24 protein-coding genes and 1 pseudogene are annotated in these 26888 nt (G+C 56.5%); 13 read left to right on the forward strand and 12 right to left on the reverse strand.

The features are described from left to right. Positions 1–3: 3 nt before the first annotated feature. The 3 genes and pseudogenes from U5A05_RS12585 to U5A05_RS12595 form a co-directional block, all read right to left on the reverse strand. Positions 4–909 (reverse strand): carbohydrate kinase family protein, encoded by a 906-nt coding sequence (locus U5A05_RS12585; RefSeq protein ID WP_261738276.1) that lies wholly within the window; start codon positions 907–909, stop codon positions 4–6. 69 nt (positions 910–978) lie between these two features. Next, a pseudogene (locus U5A05_RS12590) lies at positions 979–1191 on the reverse strand (helix-turn-helix domain-containing protein); the annotation flags it as partial. 22 nt (positions 1192–1213) lie between these two features. Further along, a complete protein-coding gene (locus U5A05_RS12595) occupies positions 1214–2779 on the reverse strand; it encodes a carbohydrate porin (protein WP_261738277.1) in 1566 nt (521 codons plus the stop codon). A gap of 167 nt (positions 2780–2946) precedes the next feature. Between U5A05_RS12595 and U5A05_RS12600 the strand changes: the two genes are divergently transcribed. The 5 genes from U5A05_RS12600 to U5A05_RS12620 are packed head-to-tail and all read left to right on the forward strand — an operon-like array spanning position 2947 to position 8716. Further along, positions 2947–4221, forward strand: coding sequence for an ABC transporter substrate-binding protein (locus U5A05_RS12600; RefSeq protein ID WP_321833120.1), 1275 nt, complete (start codon positions 2947–2949; stop codon positions 4219–4221). Positions 4222–4242: 21 nt separating this feature from the next. Beyond that, complete coding sequence (locus U5A05_RS12605; protein ID WP_321833121.1) at positions 4243–5205, forward strand: carbohydrate ABC transporter permease; 963 nt, start codon at positions 4243–4245, stop codon at positions 5203–5205. Further along, entirely contained in the window at positions 5202–6044 is an 843-nt protein-coding gene (locus U5A05_RS12610; protein WP_261738280.1) for a carbohydrate ABC transporter permease, read from the forward strand. Before U5A05_RS12605 ends, U5A05_RS12610 begins: the two co-directional genes overlap by 4 nt. A gap of 27 nt (positions 6045–6071) precedes the next feature. Then, positions 6072–7208 (forward strand): ABC transporter ATP-binding protein, encoded by a 1137-nt coding sequence (locus U5A05_RS12615; RefSeq protein ID WP_261738281.1) that lies wholly within the window; start codon positions 6072–6074, stop codon positions 7206–7208. 38 nt (positions 7209–7246) lie between these two features. Next, entirely contained in the window at positions 7247–8716 is a 1470-nt protein-coding gene (locus U5A05_RS12620) for a glycoside hydrolase family 32 protein (RefSeq protein WP_425262909.1), read from the forward strand. A gap of 201 nt (positions 8717–8917) precedes the next feature. Here U5A05_RS12620 and U5A05_RS12625 read toward each other — a convergent pair whose 3' ends face one another. From U5A05_RS12625 to U5A05_RS12635, 3 genes are all read right to left on the reverse strand, one after another. Further along, positions 8918–9517: an MliC family protein gene (locus U5A05_RS12625; RefSeq protein WP_261738283.1), complete on the reverse strand. Its 600-nt coding sequence runs from the start codon at positions 9515–9517 to the stop codon at positions 8918–8920. A gap of 223 nt (positions 9518–9740) precedes the next feature. Further along, positions 9741–10826 (reverse strand): L-dopachrome tautomerase-related protein, encoded by a 1086-nt coding sequence (locus U5A05_RS12630; RefSeq protein ID WP_321833131.1) that lies wholly within the window; start codon positions 10824–10826, stop codon positions 9741–9743. Between the two features lie 105 nt (positions 10827–10931). After that, on the reverse strand, positions 10932–11249 hold the full coding sequence (locus tag U5A05_RS12635) for a putative quinol monooxygenase (protein ID WP_321836508.1): 318 nt from the start codon (positions 11247–11249) through the stop codon (positions 10932–10934). 168 nt (positions 11250–11417) lie between these two features. Between U5A05_RS12635 and U5A05_RS12640 the strand changes: the two genes are divergently transcribed. Next, a complete protein-coding gene (locus U5A05_RS12640) occupies positions 11418–12308 on the forward strand; it encodes a LysR family transcriptional regulator (RefSeq protein WP_321833133.1) in 891 nt (296 codons plus the stop codon). A gap of 138 nt (positions 12309–12446) precedes the next feature. On the opposite strand, the gene U5A05_RS12645 is transcribed toward U5A05_RS12640, so the two are convergent. Then, the gene (locus U5A05_RS12645; protein ID WP_321833135.1) at positions 12447–13391 is read right to left on the reverse strand and encodes a LysR family transcriptional regulator; all 945 of its coding nucleotides are present in this window, start codon (positions 13389–13391) and stop codon (positions 12447–12449) included. A 143-nt stretch (positions 13392–13534) separates the two neighbouring features. Between U5A05_RS12645 and U5A05_RS12650 the strand changes: the two genes are divergently transcribed. The 3 genes from U5A05_RS12650 to U5A05_RS12660 are packed head-to-tail and all read left to right on the forward strand — an operon-like array spanning position 13535 to position 17675. Next, positions 13535–14677 (forward strand): iron-containing alcohol dehydrogenase, encoded by a 1143-nt coding sequence (locus U5A05_RS12650; RefSeq protein WP_321833137.1) that lies wholly within the window; start codon positions 13535–13537, stop codon positions 14675–14677. 49 nt (positions 14678–14726) lie between these two features. Beyond that, positions 14727–16064, forward strand: a complete 1338-nt coding sequence (locus U5A05_RS12655; RefSeq protein ID WP_321833139.1) for an MFS transporter — start codon at positions 14727–14729, stop codon at positions 16062–16064. A gap of 21 nt (positions 16065–16085) precedes the next feature. Further along, positions 16086–17675: an aldehyde dehydrogenase (NADP(+)) gene (locus U5A05_RS12660; RefSeq protein ID WP_321833141.1), complete on the forward strand. Its 1590-nt coding sequence runs from the start codon at positions 16086–16088 to the stop codon at positions 17673–17675. Between the two features lie 145 nt (positions 17676–17820). Here U5A05_RS12660 and U5A05_RS12665 read toward each other — a convergent pair whose 3' ends face one another. Next, positions 17821–18738: a LysR family transcriptional regulator gene (locus U5A05_RS12665; RefSeq protein ID WP_321833142.1), complete on the reverse strand. Its 918-nt coding sequence runs from the start codon at positions 18736–18738 to the stop codon at positions 17821–17823. 235 nt (positions 18739–18973) lie between these two features. On the opposite strand from U5A05_RS12665, the gene U5A05_RS12670 reads away from it, so the two are divergent. Both U5A05_RS12670 and U5A05_RS12675 read left to right on the forward strand, forming a co-directional pair. Beyond that, positions 18974–19813, forward strand: coding sequence for a pirin family protein (locus tag U5A05_RS12670; RefSeq protein ID WP_321833143.1), 840 nt, complete (start codon positions 18974–18976; stop codon positions 19811–19813). Positions 19814–19885: 72 nt separating this feature from the next. Next, a complete protein-coding gene (locus U5A05_RS12675) occupies positions 19886–20965 on the forward strand; it encodes an alkene reductase (RefSeq protein WP_321833145.1) in 1080 nt (359 codons plus the stop codon). A gap of 69 nt (positions 20966–21034) precedes the next feature. On the opposite strand, the gene U5A05_RS12680 is transcribed toward U5A05_RS12675, so the two are convergent. Further along, on the reverse strand, positions 21035–21973 hold the full coding sequence (locus U5A05_RS12680; RefSeq protein WP_321833147.1) for a LysR family transcriptional regulator: 939 nt from the start codon (positions 21971–21973) through the stop codon (positions 21035–21037). Positions 21974–22095: 122 nt separating this feature from the next. Between U5A05_RS12680 and U5A05_RS12685 the strand changes: the two genes are divergently transcribed. After that, positions 22096–23022, forward strand: coding sequence for an alpha/beta hydrolase (locus U5A05_RS12685; RefSeq protein ID WP_261738292.1), 927 nt, complete (start codon positions 22096–22098; stop codon positions 23020–23022). A gap of 177 nt (positions 23023–23199) precedes the next feature. Then, entirely contained in the window at positions 23200–24012 is an 813-nt protein-coding gene (locus U5A05_RS12690; protein WP_321833149.1) for an oxidoreductase, read from the forward strand. Positions 24013–24158: 146 nt separating this feature from the next. On the opposite strand, the gene nanR is transcribed toward U5A05_RS12690, so the two are convergent. Genes nanR through U5A05_RS12705 form a run of 3 tightly spaced genes read right to left on the reverse strand, consistent with a single transcriptional unit; the run spans position 24159 to position 26821 of the window. Further along, positions 24159–24851 carry a transcriptional regulator NanR gene (gene nanR, locus U5A05_RS12695; RefSeq protein ID WP_261738294.1) on the reverse strand — a complete coding sequence of 231 codons (693 nt, stop codon included), beginning with the start codon at positions 24849–24851 and terminating at the stop codon, positions 24159–24161. Between the two features lie 51 nt (positions 24852–24902). Continuing rightward, complete coding sequence (locus tag U5A05_RS12700; RefSeq protein WP_321833150.1) at positions 24903–26096, reverse strand: D-apionate lactonase family protein; 1194 nt, start codon at positions 26094–26096, stop codon at positions 24903–24905. Next, positions 26093–26821 (reverse strand): D-apionate lactonase family protein, encoded by a 729-nt coding sequence (locus U5A05_RS12705; RefSeq protein ID WP_321833152.1) that lies wholly within the window; start codon positions 26819–26821, stop codon positions 26093–26095. The genes U5A05_RS12700 and U5A05_RS12705 overlap by 4 nt, the downstream gene beginning before the upstream one ends. Between the last annotated feature and the right edge of the window lie 67 nt (positions 26822–26888).

A 26888-nucleotide genomic window follows, 5' to 3' on the forward strand; every position in this document is an offset into this window, starting at 1 on the left:
TAGTCAGGTATCTAGCTGCGTCAGAAAACCCTCCACATCAGCTAGTGCAGGCGCATAGGCTCCGGCATGACAGCAAGATATGGATGCGCAAGCCGCTGAAAATCGCAGGCGCTCTTTCAAATCTGCGATCCCCAGCAACTCCGCAGCCAGCCAACCGGCCATACAAGCGTCTCCGGCTCCAACCGTGTCTGCCACTTTCACGGCAATAGCCGGCTGATTAAGTTGACTGTCCGGGGTGTGGAGTATCATCCCACGCTCCCCTCGGGTAAAAAGAATCTGCGCCTGAGGATTAAGAGCCCGAAGCTCATCCATTGCCTGGTGCTCGGTCAACCCAGGATAGATTTGCTGAAGGTCTTCGTCGGAAAGTTTAATCATGTCCGCAAGGGCGGTCATCGTAGGGAAGGTCTGCTCCCTGTAATGGCTGTCCATCAAATTGCGCCAGTTCGGATCATAGCTAATCCGTTTACCGGCTTCCTTGGCCTGTTGAGCAATTTTAATCAGCCTGCCCGCGAGTGGCTGTCGGGCCAAACTGATGCAGCTGAAATGGCACAGCTCTACTTGGTTGATCCAACCATCGGGCATCAGATCAGGATCAAAAAATAGATCGGCATCCCCAGCAAAAAAGTATCTTGGGGGACGGCTCGATGGAACGATGGCGACCAGAGAATCTCGATCTACCCGTTGGATAAAATCCATATTTAACGCAGCCGCTTGCGACTGAAAAACTATCTCGTCACCTAGCGAATCTGTGCTTATCGACCCAGCAAATGCGCTGCTAACACCTAAGCGGCTTAGCGCTCGCGCAACATTCCAGGGAGCACCACCTGGGTAGCCCTTCCACTGTCCAGGGGTGCCTTGGACAAGGTCGGTCAGGGCTTCGCCAAATACTACTACGCGAGGCAATACCATCGTAATCTCCTGATTTTTCTGTCGTAGGGGTGACTGCTGTCTGCTCAGCTTCGACCAGTAATCCCTTACTCAATGCACTTTGGTGAAAGGCAAGAATCGATGAGTACCGATTCGATTGAGCAACGTCATCGCTGTTTCGCGACGATATTCGCTCGGTATCTGTTCCTTTTCGGCGTGAAAGTGTCTGTTGAAGTTAGAGAATTTTTCATCGCCAACCTCAAAGCAGATTTCTCCAACCAACGCCCCTGCTTGCAACGACAACCGGCAGGCGCGCTGGAGACGTGTTGGCCAACGCAGTCAGATACTAAAACCACGTTTCCATTTGCACACCGTATTGCCATACCCCCCCAGCACGGAAGTCCGTCATGCCAAAGGTGTCTGAGGTACTGTATCTGTCCAGATCCGAAGACCAATTCATGAAGCTTGCGAACACTCGTAACTCGGGACGAGTGAGCAAATCTCCAACGTCAGGCTTGAATGTTGGGGCGACAGTGAATTTCCAAAAATTACCGTCGACCGCATTACGTTGTAGATAGCCCTTGGGGTCGAGGTTCATGTTTTGCCAGCTCATTTCGTAGGCCATCTCAAAATTACTGTTAATTGCATTGGCCAAACGCAAGTTCAGGGTCATCCAGCGATAATTGTCACCCTTGACGTATCTATCCTTGCTTTGTTCAGCCAACAAGCTGGGGCCGATGCGCCAACCAGGCGCAATAGGGGTCTCGCCATAAAGTGCCAGACGCAGAGCGCGGGCGTCGTCAATCAGCTCACCATCCGAGCCGATGTTCTTGACCTCTGCCCCCAAACCTTGCCCATAGAGCAGCGCCGTTTTGAAGAAACCTTCCCTGCCAAAAAAGTTTTTCTGGTGGTTGGCCAGCATGCTGTGCAAGCCGGAATCCGCAGGCGTCAAACCTGCTTCATTGGTACGGGAACTGAAATCGTTTTTCTTTGCGCCGATGGCATTGAACATCCACTGCCACTGACCGTTATCGAAGAACTGATTGGAGGTCAGGATGTAGCTTTCCACGTCGGCGTTGAGTCCGCCTTCACTGAAATCACCGTAGTCGCGCCCGATCAAGGAGTAGTTCGAGCGCCAGCTTTTGCTCATCTGCACATCGTAGATTCCACCCCCGGTGCCAGCCAGAAAAACGACGTCCGAGTCCAGCCAGTGGATATCGTAGTTATCTCGATCAAATCGCTTACCAGCCCACAAGGTGGCGTTCTCGAACACCGAATTACCCTTGAATGCAGCAACATGATCAAGCTCTGAAAATACCTGACGCACGTTCAGACTACTTTCATCGGCCGTCCAGTCATTGGAGCTTTCTACTCCGTCAGCGATGGAAACCGTGAATTTTGAACGGGTGCCGTTTTGCGCATAGATTTCTTTCGACAAGTCTATGCGCATGTAGGTGTCGTCTTCGTTTCCGAGCCGCCCAACTGCCCCACCGACTGAACCGGCAGGCGTTGAATATGGGCCGCCACGGCCACCACCAAGTCCATCGTTAATCAGCAATCCCGAGCGGGCGTAGCCCTTGAAACTGAACCCGTCAGTGAGGTTTGCGGTACTGCCTTGTTTCTCCATGCTTTGCTGGCGGGCTTCGAGTTTTGCCAACCGGGTGTCCACAGTGGGCGCCGCAATGGCTGTCGCATTGGACACCGCTGGCTGCAAGGTGGGTGTGGCGAGTTTGATCTGCTGCAATTCCCTGGCGAGTGCCTGGGTTTGTTGTTCGGCTGCGGCTGCACGCTTTTCCGCTGCGCTGGCACGGGCTTCAAACGCAGCCATGCGTTCTTCCAGAGTCGCGGCATGGGCGGTCGCCGTCGTAGTGCCGAGCACGCCTGCGAGTAGCCAGCTTGATGCTTTCTGCATGTGAACTTCCTAGATTGTTTTTATTGTTTTTTGCTCTCGTGACGGCCACTTCTCGTCAACCTCGAATTGTCACAGGGAACGAAAAAAGGATGCCTAATCGCAATTACACTGCTACATTTTGCAATGTTAACGTTACCTTTTTTAAAAACAAAAATAAATGGTGCTCAATGAAACAGCTCAAAACTCTTCTTCCCGCCGCGTTATTCACCCTGTTTGTCGGACTTCCATCCGTCTCCAGTGCCGCCGATTTGACGATCTCGTGCGGAGCTGTGGGTGCGGAGTTGCAACTCTGCAAAGAGGCGGTCGATGCCTGGTCGAAACAGACCGGCAACAACGTCCAAGTGGTTTCCACGCCTAACTCGGCGACCGAGAGGTTGTCGTTCTACCAGCAAATTCTCAGCGCGCAGTCCACTGACATCGACATCATCCAAATCGACATGGTGTGGCCCGGCATGCTGGCCAAGCATCTGCTGGATCTGCGCGAAGTGCTGCCCGCCGATGCGACGCAAGGCTATTTCCAGGCGCAGGTGGATAACGCGACAGTGAATGGGCGGCTAGTGACGATGCCGTGGTTCACCGACTCGGGCCTGCTGTACTACCGCAAGGACTTGCTCGAGAAATACAACAAGCAGGTTCCCCAGACCTGGGAGGAAATGACCACTACCGCCCGGGATGTTCAACAGGCTGAACGCAACGCCGGGAACGCCAATGCGTGGGGTTATATCTTTCAGGGACGCGCTTACGAGGGGTTGACGTGTAATGCGCTGGAGTGGATCAGCAGCCAACCGGAAGGCGGCTTGGTCAATCCACGCGGAGATATCGTGATCAACCGTCAGGCCTCAAGAACTGCTTTGGCCCTGGCAAAAAGCTGGGTAGGCGACATCTCCCCGCGCGGCGTACTCAACTACACCGAGGAAGAAGGACGTGGCGTATTCCAGTCAGGCAATGCGTTGTTCATGCGTAACTGGCCTTATGTCTGGGCCCTGGTACAAGGCCAGGACAGTGTCGTAAAAGACAAGGTCGGGGTCGCTCCCCTGCCCCGCGGCGGGATGACCGGCACCCATGCATCCACTCTCGGTGGCTGGGGCCTGGCGGTATCGCGATACAGCGCTCATCCAGAACTCGCTGCAGAGTTAGTTAGCTACCTGACCAGTGCTCAACAGCAAAGACACCGCGCCCTGATAGGCGCCTATAACCCGGTTATCGAGTCGCTGTATCAAGATCCCGAATTGCTCGCGGCAATGCCTTACTACAGTCAGCTGCACAGCATTCTCAACGATGGGGTCATGCGCCCCGCCTCAATAACCGCCGAGCGCTATCCACGGGTCTCCAATGCGTTCTTCGATCGAGTGCATGGCGTTCTGTCGGGCGAGTTACCTGTCGATCAGGCGCTGGCCGAACTGGAAAGCGAACTCACGCGCATCAAACGCAAAAACTGGTAAGCCACAAGGAAGATAATAACCATGCCTGCCTCTCTTACTCTTGCTGCCCATGATGAGCATCTGCTCACCAGGGAAACGCCCATACAACGTCGCCGAGTACGCGCCGCCTGGCTGTTTCTGGCACCAATGCTGCTGTGTCTGGCCCTTGTCGCGGCCTGGCCGCTACTGCGGACATTCTGGTTCAGCCTGACCGACGCCAACCTAGCGGACAGCGGTGGCGGATCCTTCGTGGGCTTGAGCAATTATCTGTTTCATGACGAGTCCAACTGGTCGGGCATCCTGGTTGATCCACAATGGTGGAACGCTGTGCGCAACACGTTGCATTTCACCGTGGTGTCGGTGGGGCTGGAAGTCGTTCTGGGGCTGTTGGTGGCGTTGCTGCTGAACATCAAGTTCACAGGCCGCTCCCTGGTGCGTGCGCTGATTCTGATTCCGTGGGCGATTCCTACCATTGTCTCGGCGAAGATCTGGTCATGGATGCTCAACGACCAGTTCGGCATCATCAATCATATGATGCTAAGTGTCGGCCTGATTGATGCCCCCCTGGCCTGGACAGCGGATGCGGATCTGTCGATGTGGGCGGTCATCATCGTCGACGTCTGGAAGACCGTACCTTTTGTCACGCTACTGATGCTGGCTGCCTTGCAGATGTTGCCGAGCGATTGTTACGAAGCTGCCAGGGTCGATGGTATTCATCCACTGAAAGTGTTCTGGCGCGTCACGCTTCCACTTTTGATGCCCGCATTGTTGGTGGCGGCAATCTTCCGCATCCTCGATTCCCTGCGGGTATTCGACGTCATCTATGTGCTGACCTCAAACTCTTCCAGCACCATGAGCATGTCGGTCTATGCCCGCCAACACCTGGTGGAGTTCCAGGATGTTGGCTACGGCAGCGCAGCCTCAACTCTGCTGTTTCTGGTCGTTGCGGTAATCGCCATGCTTTATCTCTACCTCGGACGCCGTCAAATGGAGGTTCGATCATGAGCCTGCGCCAACTCAAAAAAACGCTGTTGCGCTTCGGGTTCTGGTGTCTGATCGGGGTTTTGTTGCTGTATGCGGTCTTCCCTTTCTATTACGCCATCGTGACCTCACTAAAGCCGTCCAGCGCCTTGTTCGAGGTCAGTTACTGGATCCACAATCCCGACTTCTCCAATTATGCGACGGTACTTCACCAAGCCTCATTCCTGCGGGCTATCGCTAACTCGCTGATAGTCTCGCTTTGCGTAGTGACGCTGGCGCTGTTCCTCAGTGTGACTGCCGCCTATGCCTTGGGAAGAGTGAAATTCCGTGGGCGTGGCACGGTATTGATGATGGTTCTCGGCGTGTCGATGTTTCCCCAGGTCGCTGTACTGTCGGGGCTGTTCGAAGTGATCCGCGCACTAGGTCTGTACAACACGTCTTGGGCGTTGATCCTGAGCTACACCATTTTCACCCTGCCCTTCACTGTCTGGGTGCTGACCACGTTCATGGGGCAACTCCCTCATGAACTGGAAGAAGCGGCAATCATGGATGGCGCTTCGCCCTGGGTCACGCTTACCCGGGTGCTGTTGCCACTGCTATGGCCCGCACTGGTTACCACGGGGTTGTTAGCCTTTATCGCCGCGTGGAACGAGTTCCTGTTCGCCTTGACCTTCACCCTCACAGATGCACAACGCACGGTGCCCGTCGCCATCGCCTTGATTTCCGGCGGTAGCCCCCATGAGCTGCCCTGGGGGCTGTTGATGGCCGCATCGGTACTGGTCACCGTCCCACTGGTGATCCTGGTTCTGATCTTCCAGCGTCGAATCGTTTCCGGTCTCACTGCCGGTGCCCTAAAGGGTTGATGCCCAAAAACTACAAGGAACAGCATCGTGATCAAATTGAAGCTAGACAACGTGAACAAACAATTGGGCGGCGCGCGGATTCTTCGCGACGTTAGCCTGGAAATTGCTGCGGGTGAATTCGTGGTCTTCGTTGGCCCTTCGGGTTGCGGAAAGTCGACCCTGCTGCGACTGATCGCCGGACTGGATTCGATCTGCGGCGGCGACCTGTTGATCGATGGGCGAAGGGTCAACGATCTGGAACCGCGCGAGCGTGGCGTCGGAATGGTGTTTCAGTCTTATGCTCTGTACCCGCACATGAGCGTCTACGACAATATCAGCTTTGGCCTCAAACTGGCCAAGACTGACAAGATCAGCTTGCGCGAGCGCGTGCTGAAAACCGCGCAAATCCTGCAATTGGACAAGCTACTTCAACGCAAGCCAAAGGAGCTGTCTGGCGGACAGCGCCAGCGCGTGGCAATGGGTAGGGCCATGGCGCGGGAACCGGATATTTTGCTGTTCGATGAGCCGCTCTCCAATCTGGATGCATCCTTGCGAGTGCAGATGCGCAACGAAATCGCCCGGCTGCATGATCGACTTGGTTCGACAATGATCTACGTCACCCACGATCAAGTGGAGGCGATGACCCTGGCCGATAAGATTGTTGTGCTCAACGGCGGTCGCGTAGAGCAGGTCGGCTCACCGCGCGAACTCTATGAGCGTCCTGCAAGCCGCTTTGTCGCCGGTTTCCTCGGCTCGCCCAAAATGAATTTTCTGACGGCGCGCCTGCATGCCCCGGGAGAAACCAGCCTGGTCGACACCCCAGTGCTGGGCATGACCTCCCTGCCCTTCGATAGCTCGAACCTGGCGGCGGGTGCGCTGCTGACCATGGGGGTTCGCCCCGAGCACATCTCGCTCAAAGTGGCAGAGGCAGCCGCTGGAATCGTCGTGACCGGGGTTGAATACCTTGGCAGCGAAACCTATGTGCACCTCGAAACAGGACAGGACGAGCCACTGATCTGTCGTTGTGAGGTCAGCGCCGGATGGCAGGCTGGCGATCGGGTCGAACTGCAGCTGGACATCGACAAACTGCACCTGTTCGATGACGACGGCGCAGCCTTGAAGCGCACCCCACACATCATTGAAAACCTGCGCAGTGATGTGTCTCTGCACGCAGTCCGAGTATAGGGCTTATGACCATGTCGTCGAATGACCTCAGTGATCCAATGCCTTCTTGCCTCGACCTTGCGCAGCGTGCACTGACTGATGGCCAGTCTCGCGTCATCCAGGATTATCGACCCGGTTATCATATCGCCCCGCCGGCAGGCTGGATGAACGACCCTAACGGGGTCGTGTACTTTCGTGGCGAATATCACGTTTTCTATCAACATTACCCCTTCGATGCGAAATGGGGCCCTATGTATTGGGGGCATGCCAAGAGTGCCGATCTGGTTCATTGGCAGCATCTGCCCATCGCGCTAGCACCCGGCGAGGACTTCGACCGTGATGGTTGTTTTTCCGGTAGTGCAGTTGTGTGTGGAGATACGTTGGCACTGATCTACACCGGCCACAACTGGCTGGGAGAAGTGGGTGATGAACGCTTGATCCGTCAAGTTCAGTGCCTGGCCACCAGCACTGACGGCATCCAATTCGTCAAGCATGGCGCCGTCATCGAGACCCCGCCGCAAGACACCATCATGCACTTTCGCGACCCCAAGGTATGGAAGGAAAATGGCCATTGGTACCTCATTGCTGGCGCACGTCTGGGCGATATACCGCTGCTCCCGCTGTACCGTTCCACCGATCTGCACACCTGGGAGTTTCTTGACTATGTGGCAGGCGGCAGCGAGGGCGATGGCTATATGTGGGAGTGCCCGGATCTGTTTCGGCTAAACGGACACGATGTGCTGTTGTACTCGCCTCAAGGTATGCAATCCGAAGGTTACGAACGGCTCAACAAGTACCAGACGGGTTACCGAGTGGGCCGACTCGACAACGAGTGGCACTTCACCGGCGGGCCGTTTATCGAGCTGGATAATGGCCACGACTTCTATGCCGCACAAACGCTATTGGCCCCTGATGGGCGGCGCCTCGTGTGGGCCTGGCTCGACATGTGGGAAAGCCCGATGCCAAGCCAGGCCCATCATTGGTGCGGCATGCTCAGCTTGCCACGAGAACTTGAACTTTGTGCCGATCGCCTCTGCGTGTTTCCGGCACGGGAGCTCACCGCTCTGCGCGAGGCGCCGTTGCCGGGTACGCCCTGGTGGGATGAGCAGGGAACCCGAGGGGTGCCGGAAGTGAGTGGCGATATGCTGGAAATCCATGTGCATCTGGATTTGCTCGGCTGCACCGATGGGCAGTTGGGAATCGCCCTGCGCTGTAGCGACGATGGTCATGAACAAACCCTGCTCTACTACGATGCGGTGTTGCAACGCCTGGTGCTTGACCGCAGCCGCTCGGGTGCGCAAGTCACCGGTCAGCGCAGCGTGTCGATAGACCCGACACAAAAGTCACTGGCACTGCGCGTGTTCCTCGATCGCTCGTCCATTGAGGTATTCGACGAAAACGGACGCTTCAGCCTCAGCAGTCGCATCTACCCACAACCCGGTAGTTTGGGTGTGAAGCTTCTTGCAAGCGGGAGTGGCGGACGAGTCTCGATTCCCAGGGCCTGGACTCTCGCCTCGGGATGGTTATGAGACGCGTCATTCAAGTCGCGAGATAAGGGGTCGCAAGATGGTGGTCGTCAGTTTCGCCAGCGTCTCTGGCGGTACCGCATACACCAGAGCCTGAGCGGGCTGATGCCCGCTCAGGCCGAGAGAAACTTGACGTCGTGTCCGAAGCCCAGAGGGTAAGGAGTTGGTCTACCTGAGGAGGCATTGCAGCCTTACCCTGATGATTCATCCACTCTTTTTGCAGGTCATCTCCTTGGCACCGTAGCCCCAGGCCACCCGCGCTTCACCCTGGTGCTCCCAAAAGCTCTCATTTCGACCTTGGTAATGCGCGCCGCTGGCCGAGGGGACGGCCACCATTAATGATTGCTGATTCTTATAAGTTGCGTTGATGGACGGTGGATCCGTCTGGAAGAACGTCACCACGACATTGCCGTCACTACCGCATTCAAACTTCACCGGACCACTGGAAGCAACCAGTCCATAGCCTGCCTGGATTTCGACGATACGCTGGGTGTAGCTTTCGCGCAGGCATGTCTGCTGGTCCTCAGCTTTCCAACACTCGTCTCGGCCCTTGATCCAGCCACGTTGCTCGGCCTTGAGGATATTGGCCGCACTTGCGGCCTTCTTGAGGGCCGTGTCATAGACTCCGGCCAACGTGCGGTCCAGGGTCGACAGCTCATCACTCTGGCAAATCAGCGCTTCAGCGGAACTGGACATCGTCGGGCTGCACTTGAACGAAGGTCCAGTTTGAGCCTGGACGGCAGTGGCGAACCCTGCAGCCAGCAGTGCGAGCGGCAGGAAGGCTATTGAGTAATTGAAAGGCATGAAGGTGCTCCTGTGAAGGTAAAAAGTGTAGGCAGTGACCCGACCAGCTGTTATCCATACGCCAACCTGTCAACTCAAGATAAAAATGAACGCTCACTTGATACTGACAACGCTTTCGCTGGTCAGTCTGGCTTTTTCCTGCAAAAGAGGCAGATTTATAATTTATATGGGCGATACGGAAAAGCCCCCTGCCGCTGATATCAGGGATGGAGGGCTGTAGAACTCAGCGGGTGGGGAGCAGGAAAACTGTCATTGGCCACTGGACGCGCGCAGTGCCGTCATTGAACAAACCGACCCGATCCATTTGCGCCGCAGGCAACCAGAGCATGCCCTCGCTATCAAGAAACGGGGCATCCACCCAATGCAAACGAGGATCGACGATTAACGTCTCGATACGTCCATCGGGTCGTCGGACCCGTATCGCATCATGGGCCAGGTCCGAGAAGTACAGGTTCCCCTTGGCATCCATCACGGTGCCGCCCGTTGGCGGCAGATCAGCAAAAGATTCAACCCGGCTGGCGAGTTGCGCGGGCGTCAAGTCTGGCGCTGTCAGGTCGCTGATACGCACCTTGGACCATGGGCCCTGCAGGGGGCCGTAATACAACCATTGCCCGTCCGGGCTGACTTCCAGAGGATCGGCGTTCACACGCAGCGCACTCCCCCCCGGAGCCTTGACGGATTGGCCGCTTAGCACAATGTCTCTATCGCTCCCGGCGCTGACGGACTGATGCCCGTCCAGCACGCGCCTGGCGCTGCCACTGAGTAGATCCAGAACGATAATGCCCGCGTTTCCCGCATCGGTCAGGAAGGCATAATTTCCCTGGAACCGAACATCATCGATATAGCTGCCTGGCCGGGCGACCTCGACGGGAAAGAGATAAGTGCGCACCACACGTTTTTTAGCCAGGTCTATGGCGACGAGCTTGGCCCCATCCGGTATCGGGTTGCCACCAAACTCAGCAGCGCCGGTGTCCACCACCCACAGCGTGGTCTTCTCAAGCCGCAGGGCGTTAATGTTGACGAACGCTTGCCGTGCATCCTTTGCCGGTGCCCAGGCATTCCACGCCGAATCCGGGTACGCAGCCCGCCGTCCTTGTCCATCGACAATACTCAACTGCGGTCCGCTGCCTGCGGTCCACCGGGGGCCTGCGACATAGGTTTGGCCTTCAAGGTGAGCCACTGCGTTCCAAATCTTCTCATGACTTTGCAGGGCTACTTCAAGGGTCGCAGGCCTGCTTTGCTGGCTTGCACAACCCGTTAGCGCCACGGCCATTGCCAGCCCGTACCACCAAGGATCGACGCTGCTCATTGTGGAACCTCAGTAAAGGAATGCTGGGCCATGTTTATTCTTCTGATAAGGGTTGAAGAGTACTGCCCGACCAACAAAGCGTGGCGGGCAGCTTTAATGAGCGATTTAAAATTCCTGGTTCGACACTTGCTCAAGAAAAATCAGTTGCAAGGGCTCATCGAGCAGGTCATCGGCGATGGCTGAAAATCGCTGGAAGTACGGCATGGCAAAGTGAGTATCGAGTGCGGCTTGGTCCTCGAAGGCTTCGCGCATGTAAAAAGTGCCGCGTTCATCGCGCAACTCAAACAATACGTAGTCAAGGTTCCCCGGCTCCGCGCGTGTCGGCTCAACCAACGCCAACAGCGCCTCCTTCAAAACCTGCTGTTGACCAGCCTTGGCCTTGAGCACAGCGATTGATACCAACACTTTACTGGACACATTCATCATCAATTCTCCACTCCATCACGATCATTCAAATGCCAATACCGACGGCAGCACCCCGGCGTCAAAGCCATCGCTGCCGTGGCTCAGAAATGTGACGATCATCTTCACCTTCCCAACAGCGGAGAAAAACCTGCAGAATCCGCCAACACTTTCACTGCAGGAGTGAAAATGATCCGTATTGATGATCTGGGTTTGTTTGTGCGCAGCGCAGCGCTGGGTAGCTTCACGGCCGCCGCGCTGGAGGCTGACTTGTTGCCGGGCCAGGTCGCCGCGGCCATCAAGCGCCTGGAGCGAGAGCTGGACGTGCGTTTGTTTGCACGCACCACCCGCAGCATTCGCTTGACCGCCGAAGGCGAGCAATACCTGCCCACCGCTCAAGCGGTACTGGAGACCCTCAAACAGGGGCATGAAAACCTGCGCGGTGAGCACGCGCGTCTTCGGGGCGTGCTGCAAGTGGCTGCACCGTCCGATTTGGGGCGTAATATCTTGCTGCCCTGGCTCTCGGCGTTCCGCCAGCAGAATCCGCAACTCAGCTTGCGGTTTTTCTTGTCCGACCAGGTTTCCGACCTGTTTCGCGACCCGGTGGACGTCGCCATTCGCTACGGTTTGAACGAAGATGCCAGCTATGTTGCCCTGCCGCTGGCACCCTGGAACCGCAAAGTACTGGTGGCTTCAAAAGACTATGTAGCGCGTCATGGCTGTCCGCAAAGCCCGGATGACCTGACCCGGCACGCCTGCTTGTTGTACCTGCAAAATGGTCGGGTCTACGACAAATGGTGCCTGGGCAAAGAGACCATCCAAGTCTCAGGCCCGTTGTTCAGCGACGATGCCGATGTGGTGCGGCTTTGGGCATTAGCCGGCGAAGGCATCGCCTACAAATCCTGGCTGGATGTCAGTGCCGATGTGGCCGCAGGACGGCTCGTCGTCTTGCTTGCAGACCACCCAGGTGAGTCTTCGCCATTAAGCCTGGTATGCCCGCACCGCAAGCAGATATCCCCTGCCGTGTCTCAACTCTACACATGGTTGAGCAGCCAGATCAGCCTCTTGGAACGTATCTGAACTAAGCCTGTGGCGGCCCTGCCCGGCGATATTTCCAGTGCAATCAACGCTGCCTGTTACGTGCTCAGCCGTGTCTTGGCAACAATAAGCTTCACCGAAGGCCTCCTCCGGGAGGCTTTTCCCTTTGCTGTATCGGTATTAAACGCCGGAATTATCAATTTCGTTTGGGCCAAGCAGTAACTGCGTTAGCTGCTTCATGGCAGGTGTGGCCTGACTCCCTCTGCGCGTCACCAGTTCGTAAGGGTCGCTGACCGATTTGATCGAGTGAGGCAGGATTCGTATTCGATGGTGCTGGGCGCATTGGTTCGCCACGTCTATCGAGACCAGGGCCACGAAGTCAGGCTGGTTTTGCAGGAGCGACAAAGTCGCCAGGATTGAAGTGGTCTCGACCAGGTGGAGTGGAAAGCGAATCCCTGCATCGTGGAACTCCCGCTCCAGTTGCACCCGCATCGGCATGTTCGCCCTGTACACAATCCATCGGCTCGCAGCCAACTGTTCAAGGCTTAACGTCTGCGCATCCTTGAGTGGGTGATCGATATTGCCAATGACAGCCAGCGTCTCATCCTGAACACGCGTACTCGAGAACAAGTGCGGCGAGTTGCTCACACACGTCCGACACAGGGCCATGTCCAATCGACCGTTCTCGATCTGCGTCAATAACGATTGACTGGTGTCTTCGATGATTTCGAACGACATCTCGGGCTGGATGGCTGTGAGCTGTGAGATGGCTCCCATCAGCAATGGAACAGCGCCCATGATTGCGCCGACCGCGAGTCGTCCGCCGACACCTTTCAAGATCGCATCAAGTTCATGCCGAAGGTTTGAGATATCCGTTTGAACCACTCGGGCGTACCGGATTGCACAGTAGCCGGCCGCCGTAGGCTCCAGCCCCCGATTGGTTCGTGTGAAGAGCGCCGTGCCAAAGGTCGTTTCGATCTCTTGTAGCGCTTTACTCGCGCCCGGTTGAGTGAGGCCAACGCTGTTCGCCGCCCCGAGGAGCGAACCATGCTCGTCCAGCTCAATGAGCAGGCGCAGGTGTCTGGCATGGAGCCTGGACATGATCGAGTTGAGCGATGGCGTCATTTGATATTACTCCAGGCTATACCTGTATGGATTGTTCTCAATACCATAGCCAGGCATTGATTCCTATACTGGCGCGGCACCCTGTTGCATTTCAAGCGGCAGATCGGCCTATAAAAACAACGCCAGCAGGCTCAAGGAGATCCATGTCCCTGATCAATTACATCACCCAAATTCAATTCGAGGCAGGAGCCATTTCGCTCCTGCCTGCTGAGTGTCAGCGGGTTGGTATAACCAGACCTTTGATCGTTACTGATCGTGGTGTTCGCGCCGCTGGCATCATCGACATTGCGCTCCGCACATTCACCGATGCCTCCACCCAACTACCGATCTACGACGACACCCCTTCTAACCCGAACGAAAAGGCCGTTCGCGAAGCGGTGGCCATGTTCAACCAGTTCAGATGCGACGGGATCATCGCCATCGGCGGTGGCTCGGCAATCGATTTGGCCAAAGGTGTAGCCGTTTGCGCCACCCACGAAGGCCCACTGAAAAGCTTTGCTGTAATCGAAGGCGGCCTGGCCCGCATCACTCCGGCCACCGCTCCCGTGATCGCTGTTCCAACCACTGCCGGTACTGGCAGCGAAGTCGGCCGTGGCGCAATACTGATTCTGGACGACGGTCGCAAGGTCGGCGTGATTTCGCCTTATGTCGTTCCAAAATCAGCTATCTGCGACCCTGAGTTGACCCTGGGCCTGCCTCACGCGTTGACTGCCGCGACCGGTATGGATGCCATCGCTCACTGCCTGGAGACCTTCATGGCTCCGGCGTTCAACCCGCCTGCTGACGGTATTGCCCTGGATGGTCTGTGGCGTGCCTGGCGCTTCATCGAAACCGCCACCCGAGATCCGAAGAACCTGGAAGGCCGTATCAACATGATGAGCGCCTCACTGCAAGGCGCCCTGGCGTTCCAGAAGGGCTTGGGCTGCGTCCACAGCCTCAGTCACTCATTGGGCGGCATCAATCCACGCCTGCACCACGGCACCCTCAACGCGATCTTCCTTCCCGCTGTCATCGCGTTCAACCGCAAGGCCGAGACGGTTGTGACCGAGCACAAGATGTCTCGAATCGCGCAAGCAATGGGCCTGGCTGATGAGAGCAAAATCGAACAGGCGATTCGCAACATGACGCTTGCGCTGGGGCTGCCGACCGGTCTGCGTGAGCTCGAGGTTACCGAGGACATGTTTGCGAAAATCATTCAGGGCGCACTGGCTGATCACAGCCATCGTACCAATCCGCGCGAGGCGTCTGCTGACGATTATCTGTGGATTCTTGAAGCCTCAATGTAAGCAACGATCCGCTTTCCAACAAACAATAAGAAAAGTGAAGTGAACGCCCATGAACAATAAATATGCGCAAGCAGAGCTTGATAGCAAGCCTGAAACGGTCGTGAGCTCTAACCCTTACAAGAAGTACCAGGTCATCACCGTGAGCTTGCTTCTGGTGATTGGCATCATCAACTACGTCGACCGCAGTGCGCTGTCGATTGCCAACACGTCGATCCAGCGGGACATGGGGATCACGCCTTCGCAGATGGGCATTCTACTGTCGGCGTTTTCTCTGGCCTACGCGCTTGCCCAGTTGCCTCTTGGCGTGATCATCGACCGCCTTGGCAGCAAGATATCCTTGGGCGCGGCGCTTCTTGGCTGGTCGGTGGCCCAGACCGCGTCTGGCCTGATCAATAGTTTCTCGTCCTTTATCGGCCTGAGGATTTTGCTGGGTATTGGTGAGGCACCGATGTTCCCGTCGGCGGCGAAAGCCCTGTCGGAGTGGTTCGAAGCCGAGAAGCGCGGCACACCTACGGGCATCGTGCTGTCCTCGACCTGTATCGGCCCGTGCATTGCGCCGCCTCTGTTGACGCTGCTGATGATCACCTGGGGCTGGCGAGGCATGTTTATCGTCACAGGTGTGTTCGGGATTGTGGTTGCCGCTTGCTGGTTCGCTTTCTACAAAAGCAAGGAACGCTACCTGGCTGAGCTGCCTGCCGAGGAGCGGGATCGCCTGCTGGCCTCACAGCCACAGTCGGTTGTTACGGCCAGGCCCAGCATGAAGGAACAACTTGGCGCCTGGGCCGAGCTATTCCGCCACAAAACCACCTGGGGCGCAGTGTTGGGGTTTATGGGTGTGATCTACATGCTGTGGTTGCATCTGACCTGGCTACCCGGCTACTTCGAGCGTGAGCATGGTCTCAGTCTCTATCAAACAGCATGGGTCGTTTCTCTGGCCTACGTGTTTGGTGCTCTGGGCACCATTGTGGCGGGCCGCATCTGCGACCGCTTGGTGAAGAACGGCGCCACCGTGTTGGGCAGTCGCAAGATCGTTGTGGTGTCCGCGCTGCTCTCGGCTGCCGCCTTCACGATTCCGCTTTCGTTTGGCAGCGGCATTGTCCTGAGTGTGATCCTGCTGTGCTGCGCGCTGTTCAGCGTGAACATGGCGAGCTCCACCGCCTGGATGATCGCGAACACCGTAGTGGACAGCCGGCGCGTCGCTTCTTTTGGCTCCATCCAAAACTTCGGCGGATACCTGGCAGGCTCGGTCGCGCCAATTGTCACAGGGTTCAGCATCCAGCAAACGGGCTCTTTTGCCTCTGCATTTTTGATCAGTGCCGTTGTGGCATCTGTGGCAGCGATGGCCTACGCACTGCTACTAAAGCAGCCCATTTCTACTGACAAATAATCAGATTTACGGAGTAAATGTATGCAACTCACTGGCGAACAATTAATTGGCTACCAGGTGATTCGCGGCAAAGGCCGTGAGCTTCTGGCGATTAATCCTGATGACCAGCAGGCCATCAGCACTCCGGTCTTCACCTGCGCGACCGCGGATCTTGTCGATCAAGCCTGCGTGCTTGCAGAGCAAGCGTTCGACCCGTTCCGCGCTACCGATCCCGAGACTCGTGCTCAGTTCCTTGAAGCCATCGCTGACGGGATCGTTGAGTTGGGCTCAACCCTGACTGAGCGAGCGCATATCGAGACCGGCCTGCCAATGGCGCGACTGGAAGGTGAGCGTGGTCGCACGGCTGGCCAACTGCGCCTGTTCGCCTCGGTGCTCCGCCAAGGCCGGTGGCAAACCGCTACGTTAGATTCAGCGCTGCCTGAGCGTCAGCCCTTGCCACGCCCTGACCTGCGCATGTGCAAAATCCCGTTGGGCCCGGTTGCTGTATTCGGTGCCAGCAACTTCCCTCTGGCGTTCTCCGTGGCGGGCGGCGATACCGCCTCTGCTCTTGCTGCGGGTTGCCCCGTGGTGGTGAAAGCCCACCGGGCTCACCTCGGCACCTCGGAGTTGGTTGGCCGGGTGATTCAGGAGGCGTCGAAGCGCCTTGAACTGCCGGAAGGGACATTCTCCCTGGTAGTAGGTGATGGCAGTGACGTCGGCCAGCAACTGGTTTCGCACCCCGCCATCAAAGCGGTCGGCTTCACCGGTTCTCGAGCAGGCGGTCTGGCTCTAATGCGCACTTGCGCAGCACGCCCCGAGCCTATCCCGGTCTACGCGGAAATGAGCAGCATCAACCCAGTATTCCTGCTGCCAGGCGCACTGGCTAATCAGGCCAGTGCGATTGCCACTGCCTTCGTGGATGCCTTGGTAATGGGCGCTGGCCAGTTCTGCACCAACCCCGGAGTCGTATTGGCTGTGGAGGGCCCCGATTTGGACGCTTTCCTGGCCCGTGCGGCAGCTCACCTGGCTGAAAAGGCAGCCCAGACCATGCTCACTCCCGGCATTCACTCAGCCTACGAACTGGGGGTCCGCAGAATATCGGGCGAAGCAGGAATAGAAGCGGTTGCGTCGGGGCAGGCTCACTCCGGTGCGACTCAAGCACAAGGGCATCTCTACCAGACTACTTTTGCCAGCATATCGGCCAATGCTGGCATGCTGGAAGAAGTGTTTGGCCCGGCAGCTATTGTGATTCGCTGTCAGAACGTCGAACAGATGCTGGCTTTTGCTCACTCCATCGAGGGGCAACTGACGGCGACGCTTCATCTGGAAAACGAAGATCTGACGATTGCTCAGGGGCTGGTCCAGGCGATGGAGAAAAAGGCCGGGCGCGTGCTTATCAACGGCTTCCCAACTGGCGTTGAGGTTTGCGACTCCATGGTGCATGGCGGCGCCTTTCCAGCCACCTCGGACAGCCGCACGACGTCGGTAGGCTCGACAGCAATTGAGCGCTTCCTGCGTCCGGTCTGCTATCAGAACTTCCCGGACGTTTTGCTGCCTCGGGCGCTTAAGCATTCCAACCCGCTGAATATCTGGCGCCAGGTTGACGGGAAAACTGCTGCTCCATGTAGCTGATTGGTCGCAGCACAAGGAGCCGGAATGGAGGTCCAGGCTCCTCCTCGCGAAAGTCACTTCACAAGAGCATTAAAACAGGCCTTGGAAATCCCCCCCTTTCCTTTCGGACCTAACAATTTGTGTCGATATGTCGACGATGTATTGATCAGGAAAGACCCGATGCAGGGAATTTTTGCTCCTTCAGCTTCTCCATCACCAATCCAATGAATGCTGATACCGCCAATGGCAAATGTTGTCGGCTGGGATAAAGCACATGCAGGCCGTATCCGGTGCGATGGTACTGCGCAAGCACAGACACCAGGCGCCCTGCTTGAAGATCAAGCTTGGTCATCGCGGGCGGCAGCAAGGCAATGCCTAGCCCAGCCAACGTCGCCTTGCGCAAGGCTTGGGCGGTGTTTCCATTGAAACGGCTAGTGATCTGTACCTCTTGCGCGGCATCGTCTGGCCCGTGAAGGACCCAAGTAGTGACTCCGCTAGGATGGCCAAAACTCACACAGTCATGATTGACCAGATCATCGAGCGTAGTGGGCACCCCTCTTTTTTCAAGGTAATTCGGGCTGGCCACCAGACCTTCGTTACCCGCTTCAAGAAGTTGGCGACCGACGTATCCTGAGTCCTGCAACGCCCCACCTCGAAACGCAATGTCAATGCGATCAGCGATCAAATCGGCGCGTGCATCACTCAGTACGAAGTCGACGTGTACGCGTGGATGGGTGGCCAGAAAATCGGCCACCCATTCCATTGGAAAAAAGTCGAAGAAATCAGCCATTGCCGCGATGCGCACCGTGCCACTCGGTTCCTGGTTTCCCGCAATTAACTGCTGTCCGGCGTCAATCAGGCCTTCTACTGCACCGAAGCATCGCTCGTGAAAAACTTTGCCAGCATAGGTAAGCGTGAGTTTGCGCGTTGACCGCTGCAGCAACCTCGTACCGAGTTGAGCCTCAAGCTGTTGAACGCGCCGACTCAAGGTGTTGGAGGGCATTCCAATCTGCCGCGCTGCCTCAGCGAAACTGCCGTTGCGTACCACTTGTACAAATAATGCGACGTCATTCAGGTCAATCAACTTCCCGCCCACCTCTTCGAAAATTGGATTAGTTCAATCCAATTATGCCATCTAATAAAGCAATTGATAGGCGCATATCCTTCAGGCATTGCTGCAGTTGACCTTCAGTTGCCGGATTGACCTATAGCCGCTGATCGGCATCACTGAGGTCATCCACATCCAGCCCAGGCAGCCGGAACGCTGCTCGAAGACGTTGTCTGGCGGCACGGGTGCTCAAAAAACCGAGAGAGAACATATGACCGCCAGCGTAGTAGTTCAGCAACGCGCTATTGCCCATCGCACAAAAGGCAGCACACATGGCCCCATAACGAGGCTTGTTAGTCCCGGTGATCTAGGCGAGCTTTTGAAGCCCTTTATTTTCCTGGACATTTTCAGCTTGAGCGCAAGTGGTGGTAAGTCGAGTTTCGGCATGCATCCGCACTCAGGGATCGCTACGGTCACCTTTATGACCCAAGGCGATGTCTCTTATGAGGACACCACTGGGGCGACAGGTTTATTGCTTGCCGGTGGTGTTGAGTGGATGCAGGCCGGCAACGGGGTGTGGCACGACGCGACGCTAGCGAGCGATTCCTCAATTCAGGGCTTCCAGCTTTGGGTAGCACTGCCGCCGCCGCTTGAAAACGCGCCCGCAATCAGTACCTACCTTGCGCCGTCCCAAGTTCCACAAACAGGCCCAGCGCGGGTGCTCTTGGGACATTACGGGGCAGCTCAAAGCCTGATTCAGGCACCGAGCGACATGAATTATCTCGCCGTGAACCTCAAAGACGGTGAGCACTGGCGTTACACCCCACCGACTGGTCACAACATTGCCTGGCTCGCGATTAGTTCAGGAAGGCTGGACGCAGGAGAGGTGGTCAATGCCGGCGAGCTCGCCGTGTTTGAAGAGTCAGAGCACCACATCGACTTGGTGGCGAAAGGCGATTGCTCTTTCGTGATGGGCTCGGCGGTAAAACACCCGTACGACCTGGTGATGGGTCACTACTCGGTTCACACGAGCAAGGCTGCTCTAGCTAGGGGCGAAACGGAAATACAGCGGATTGGCACACGGCTGCGCCAGCAAGGACGACTCAATTAAGGCCGCTTAACCCAGCGCGAACATCATTTCGACAATTACCACTCAATATTCCAAATCATACCGAGGCACATCATGACCACGAGCAATCTCAACCTTCTTTTGTCTCCAACACAGATCAACACCCTCCACCTGAAAAATCACATGGTAATGGCGCCGCTGACGCGAAGCCGGGCTGGTGAAGGTGATGTTCCGACATCCACGGTGGTCGAGTATTACCGTCAACGTGCCGGTGCGGGCCTCATCATTACTGAGGGCTCTCAGATATCGGCTCAGGGCAAAGGCTATATAAGAACACCGGGCATCTTCAGCTCCGAGCAAGTCTCCGGTTGGAAACACGTGACCGACGCAGTGCATGCAGAAGGCGGACGGGTATTTCTCCAACTCTGGCACGTCGGACGTCTGTCCCACTCCCTGGTACAGCTCAATAATCGGCTTCCGGTAGCACCTTCAGCGATCAAGGCGGATGGTGAAACTTACACGTCTGAAGGCCTGAAGCCTTACGAGTTGCCACGGGCCCTGAGTCTGGATGAAATTCCTGGAGTGATCGCAGATTTTCGCCAAGGCGCTGAAAACGCGAAACGTGCGGGATTCGATGGTGTGGAAATCCACGGTGCAAACGGTTACTTGATCGATCAGTTCCTGCGCGATGGCACCAATGCCAGAACCGATTCTTACGGCGGTTCTGCAGAAAATCGCGCTCGGTTCCTTAAAGAGGTTGTGGAGTCGGTTATCGAAGTATTCGGGGCGAGCCGCGTGGGCGTTCGTCTGTCGCCGATCTTCAATTACTTCTCCATGAGCGACAGCGATCCCCAAGCGACTTTCAACTACGCGGCAAAAATGCTCAGCCGCTACGGATTAGCCTACATTCACGTAGTTGAAGTCGGTACAGGGTCATTCGATTTCAGAGAGCTAAAGCGCCGTTTCGGTGGTACCTACATCGCCAATGGAGGCTATGACGCAGAGCGCGCAGAAACGTCGCTCCAGGAAGGAAATGCTGATCTAGTGTCGTTTGGTACAGCGTTCCTGGCCAACCCGGATTTGGTAGAGCGATTCAAACATGGGGCAGCACTGAATGACGTAGACCCGACCACCTTCTACCAGGGTGAGGAGCGCGGCTATACGGATTATCCGACCATGGCCGAAATCGCATAAAGCTTGAAGCCTGTCGGGGAATGTTGCTCGTTGATCGCTCGGTACCCAGGCAGGCGCCTCGCTCATGGGTCAAACGGAACGAATGCCTTGCGCCGAATGCTGTTCCCATGGTGCGCAAGGTGACCACGCCTCCACAAGCTTATCGATGAAGAGTCGAATTTTTGGAGAGAGGTGACGCTTGCTAGGGTAGATCACTCGAATAGGCTCTGCGGCCTCTGCATACTCTGCGAGCAATTGAACGAGCTTGCCGTTCCGCAAATCGTCGTTAACCACGTAGGAAGGCAGAGTCGCGATACCCAAGCCAGCAACAGCTGACTGGTGCAATGACTCAGCGCTGTCCATCTGTAGCCTTCCACCATGAGTAACGGACAACGAGCTGCCATTAACTCGAAAATTCCAAGGAAGCAGTCTCCCGCCGCTCACGAAATGCAGACACTGGTGCTCGGACAAATCCTCGGGCGTTTTGGGCTGGGCATGCTCAGCCAGATAGTTGGGTGAAGCGCAGGTAATCATTTGCTGGTAGGCCACAGTGCGCGTGAGCAACCGAGAGTCCTCCTTGGGAGGCCCGATACGTATAGCCAAGTCAAATCCCTCATCAATCAGGTCGACCAGTCTGTCGGAGAAGGTGATATCCACGCTCAAGGATGGCCAATCCTTCAGGCAGCACTCGATGTGCTGGAGAACATAAAGTCGGCCTAACGCAACCGGCAAGCTCATCCGCAGTCGTCCACTGGGTGTCGAACGACGAAACGCAAGGGCGTCCTCAACATCGTCCAGATCCTGAAGAATGCCCACACAGCGCTCATAAAGAACCTGGCCGTCATCCGTCATGCTCAAACTACGAGTGGTGCGATTGAGGAGGCGTACCTGTAAACGGGCCTCTAGTCTGACTATCGACTTACCCACCGCCGAGCGTGTAAGGCCAAGTTGCTTTGCCGCCGCAGTGAAGCTTCCAGCGTTTACCGAGCTTACAAACGCTGCGATATCGTTCAGGTTATGGAGTTCCATGGGGCCTCTGGAGTCTCAACGTTCGGGCGACTTGGCACCTGCTATGGGGAACCCTATTCCCCAATAACAAGCATAACATCTCAATTAGAAACTCCAATGCCCAACGATCAATTGAGATCATTATGAACACTAAAGTACAAGCAGCCGTCCAAACTTGGGCCAACAGCCTTAGCGATCTGGTACCCGTTCTTAAGGGAACCGATACCACCACAAAAATGAGCGACATCCGCGACGCTTACGCAAAAATGCTCGCGCAAAACCCAGCGCCTGCCGGCGTCAAATTTGAAGCAGTAGACATGGGCGGCGTACCAGGCACACTGGTCACTCCAGACGAAATCAAAACCGACGCGGTAGTGATGTACATCCACGGCGGGGCGTACATTGTTGGCCGTCCAGACGGGTACCACGGCATCAGCGGCAACTACGCTAAAATGCTCGGCGCTCGGGTGTATATGCCGGACTACCGTCTTGCCCCTGAGTACAAGTTCCCTGCCTCTATTGACGACACATTGCGCGCCTACGAGTGGTTGCTTGAGCAGAAAATCCCGGCTAACAAGATTGCGTTCTCTGGCGAGTCGGCTGGCGGCGCAATGGTTGTCAGCGTCATGGTTGCGGCTAAATCGAAAGGGCTTCCATTGCCTGCGGTTGGCTCCTCCATCTCACCATGGGCGAACCTTGAACACACCGGTGCTTCCATGAGCAACCGTGAAGGGCTGGACCCTCTGAACTCCAAGCTCGTGCTGGATATCCTGGCTAGAGCGTTCCTGGGCGACACATTGGCCAATCATCCTCTGGCCTCACCTGTGTTCGCGGACGTCACTGGTCTTCCACCAATCCTGGTGCAGATCGGCGAGAACGAACTGATGTTGAGTGATGCAATGCGCCTTGCAACTCACCTGGCTGATAACCGCGTTCGCGTAAACCTGGAAGTATGGCCTGCGATGTTCCACGCCTGGCACTTTTACGCCGCCATGCTCCCAGAAGGTCAGCAGGCAATGGAGAGCTCCGTGCGCTTCATTGAGGCTGGCCTGGCCGACGCAATTCGCTAAAACGCAGACCGACCGCGACAACGTCCTGGCTGTCGCGGTTCTGCTCATTTGGTTTGTAACACTACCCCTCCCAATACCGCTCATCGCTGATGCAGCATGAGGAACGCAATTTAGATTATGATCATAATCAATGTCACCCCATCCGTTGTATCAAGCCCTTGGCCATTGAGGTATCAAATGAGTGCAGCTTCCGAAAAAACGGCGATAGTGACCGGTGCATCATCCGGTATTGGGCGCGCAACTGCCGAGGCTTTGGTGCAGGCGGGATATACAGTGTTCGGTACGAGCCGCAAGGCCGGCGACAGTCCATCGCAGGTGTCCCTGCTCACTTGCGATGTTACAGATGCAGACTCGGTCAGTGCCCTTGTTTCATCTGTGCTCGCACAGACCGGGCGGATCGACCTCTTGGTTAACAACGCAGGTATTGGCCTGCTTGGCGGCGCTGAGGAGTTCTCGATCCCGCAGGTGCAGGCACTGTTCGATGTCAATTTGTTCGGCGTAATCCGTATGGCTAACGCGGTATTACCGTCGATGCGGCAACATGGTCAGGGACGCATCATCAATATGGGATCGATTTTAGGGTTGGTACCTGCGCCCTACTCCGCTCATTATTCGGCGGTCAAGCACGCGATAGAAGGCTATTCAGAATCTCTTGATCATGAGGTGCGCGCCTTCGGTATTCGCGTCTCGGTCATCGAGCCCGCATTCGTGCGTACTGTCTTCGATCAAAACGGCATTGAACCGGACTCGCAGTTGAAGCAATACGATCAGGCTCGACTCGGGTTCAGGGCCCTGCTAGCCGAGGTAATGCCTAAAGCCGACCCTCCGGAAGTGGTGGCCGCGGTAGTCGTGAAAGCGGCGACTGATGTCCGCCCTCGCCATCGCTACACTGCCGGAAAGACAGCTCAACAAATCAGTCTTTTGCGCCGCTTTGCCCCCGCAGGGATCTTCGACAAGACCTTACGCAAGCAATTCCGCCTACCGGCTTGAATCACAAGGTGTGTAAGGCGCAAGAGATCAGCGGCGTCGCAGTGCCGCCGAGTCAATTGCTCGGGCCAATAAACCTGAGCGACTGTCCGGAATCATCAGAGCACTGCAGTCCAATGACTAAAAGGCGAAGCCCGATCAAAGAAGCCTCACTCCTCGCCCCGCTCGACCAAATGATCGTGCATCGCCTTCTCCGCGCCTGAAGGATCGTTGGCCTTAATAAAGCCCAGAATCACTTCGTGTTCCTTGACGGTCATCTCCCGCCCCTTGAAGCGCAGCATGTCTTCCCGGTAATCGGCCATCCACTCGAGGATGGCGCGTGAGATGGCAACATAGATTGGATTACCGGAAATGCGCGCAATCTCGCTGTGGAACTCCATGTCGGCCGGGATGAACTCATCGGTTTTGAGACCTTTGCGCATTTTCTCCAGCACCACTTCCAGCCTTGCCACGTCTGCGGTTGTGGCCTTCTGTGCGGCAATCTTGACCAGGCCGGTCTCGAAGAACGTGCGAGCCTGGCGCAGGTGGTCGACATTCTTCGCAGAACTGGACAGCAGATGACGTGCAGCCAGATCGATCTGGCCGATCATGGAATTCATGTCCACCTGTCCGACCTTGGCCCGCTCACCGTGCTGGATAGTGATCATGCCCATGCCCGCCAGACGCTGCATAGCTTCGCGAACAACGGGTCGCCCCACACCAAAGGTTTCCATTAATTCGCGCTCGGCAGGCATCTGGTCGCCGGGTTGAAGGCCCTCTTCCTCAATGAGGTCGATCAGTTGCTCAAAGACAATGTCAGAAAGCTTCTTACGTTGAATCAGGCGTTTCTTGATCTCTGACATTAACGAATATGTCTCCGTAGGATGCTTAAAAAGTCGGCAAAGGTAGCGCGATTATAATGCCGGCTCAACAGTCAAGCGGCAGTCGATGACCGCCACCGCCCAAGCCTTGAGCGTAGACACCGGCGATTCCCGAACGGGTTGCATGAACTGCGGGTCTGACAACGCCGTAACATAACTATCCTGATCCAGCACCGTGCAACCTGTCACCTCTGCACCGATTATCTCGAAGGTTTGCAATTCGCAACTGAGATTGCCCAACCACAGTCTGACGTTTTCACCGCCATCCTCGGACCATCCTAGCGCAACGATGTCCGGCGATGACGTTTCGAATACCAATGCCGATCTCCCGCGCGCCAGCGACAAGCCTTTGATCACATGAAAAACCGGCCAATAGTGTTGCGCCGACGCCACGCTGAAGGGTTCATTTACCGCCCACAAAGCGATCGCGTCAACGCCGCTGCATTGGGCCGCGTGGTAGTGCGCCAGTGTCCAGACGGCTGCAAGTAACCCCCGTTGACGCGGGTCCTGATCACTGAGGGTCAGTCTCTCGCGCTGGGGGTTCGGCGTGAGTTGCCCACCATAGGGGTTGCGCCATGCGCCGACAGCGCTAGTGGTGAGGCGATAAGGTTTGCCGTCAGCCAGTGCTCTTCCAGAACGAAACACATCTGGCAAGGCTTGCAGCGACTCGACGATAGACGCGTCGTCCGCCGCATGCACAATCGGCGACGTGGCGTGTGTCAAGTAATCGAAGCTGCCCGGGGTGGGTCGGCATCGATTGAGTTCGGTGAAAAACGTGGGCACTCCTGCACCGATCATCACCTGCGGCACATATTCGCGAGCCAGTTGCGCGACCTCTACAGGCGTCATACCGCAAGGCCATATGCCGTCGGGCTGATAGCTTTCCAAATACGCGGCGGGTGTAACCAATACACCGCGTATAACAAACCGCTCATTGATTAGCCCCGCCAATTGTCGAAGCTGAGCGTGAGGTTGCACGTCATCAACCACCACCAGAAGCCAAATGTCGGTTTCGCTGCTTGCACACACGCGCAGCGCCTGCTCCAGTCGATCGAACGCACCGTCGTTGCGCAGGTCCACCAGCAACTCCAGGTGTGCGCTCTGCAACCAATCAATGATTTCCAAAGCTTCGGCGCCGTCATTTAAACGATCCACCCAAAGCCCTTGGCCCAAAGCTGGAAACCCAAGCAACGCTGGCCCGGCGTATTGGATGCTTACTGTGTTCATGAATGCACCTGCGCTGGCCCGATCAACTTCACGCTGATGCACTGCTCCACCGTTTCCCCCGCGTCCAAGATATAAGGGCAAGGCCATGCCAGCGGGCGGTTGTAGGTTTTGAATGAAGCATCGGACCAGTTGCGCTGATCTTCCATTTCGAACACATCACCACTAAAGCTCCATTCAAGGCTCAAGCCCGGCATTGGCGAGTGAACCAGACGCCTGATGTCGAAGAAAGGTTGGATCGGGGCTATCAGATCGGGAAACGCACCCTGCTGGGTCTGCCCGTCACTGTGGGTCACATGGACAGGCATCGCCACCACGCCCTTGAGCGGATGCAATACCATCAAACCCGCCCTGCAAGTGGTGAACGCGCTGCGGGCCTGCAGCCGCACACTGACTGACACTTCTCGTTCGGCCACGCGCATGTCCAGCGACCAGTCCAGCACAGGCTCTTGGCCTTCAGGGGTCACCACCCCCTCGCTCACTTGTCGCCAGAGCCGGTCATCTGCCTGGATCTCACACGAGTGCTGCTGCAGTGAGTAAGTCCCCCAAAATTCATCGCGGATTACCAGTCCAACACTGCGCAAGACCTCGAAGCCACTGACCCGAAGCGTGCGTAGCTGCTGCCCTTCCACGCGAAACGCCAGTGACCCGACGGTCACCGATAACGCAGCAGTAACAGCCTGATCGGTCCCATAAAGGCGCTGGGGAAGGGAGATTTCTGCCGTCATAAACACGCGCTCCGGTGTTTTTATTGGATGGGCACCTGGTAAACGGCGAGCTTTACCGAATGACCTT

This window comes from Pseudomonas kulmbachensis (assembly GCF_963681935.1).
GTDB lineage: Bacteria > Pseudomonadota > Gammaproteobacteria > Pseudomonadales > Pseudomonadaceae > Aquipseudomonas > Aquipseudomonas kulmbachensis.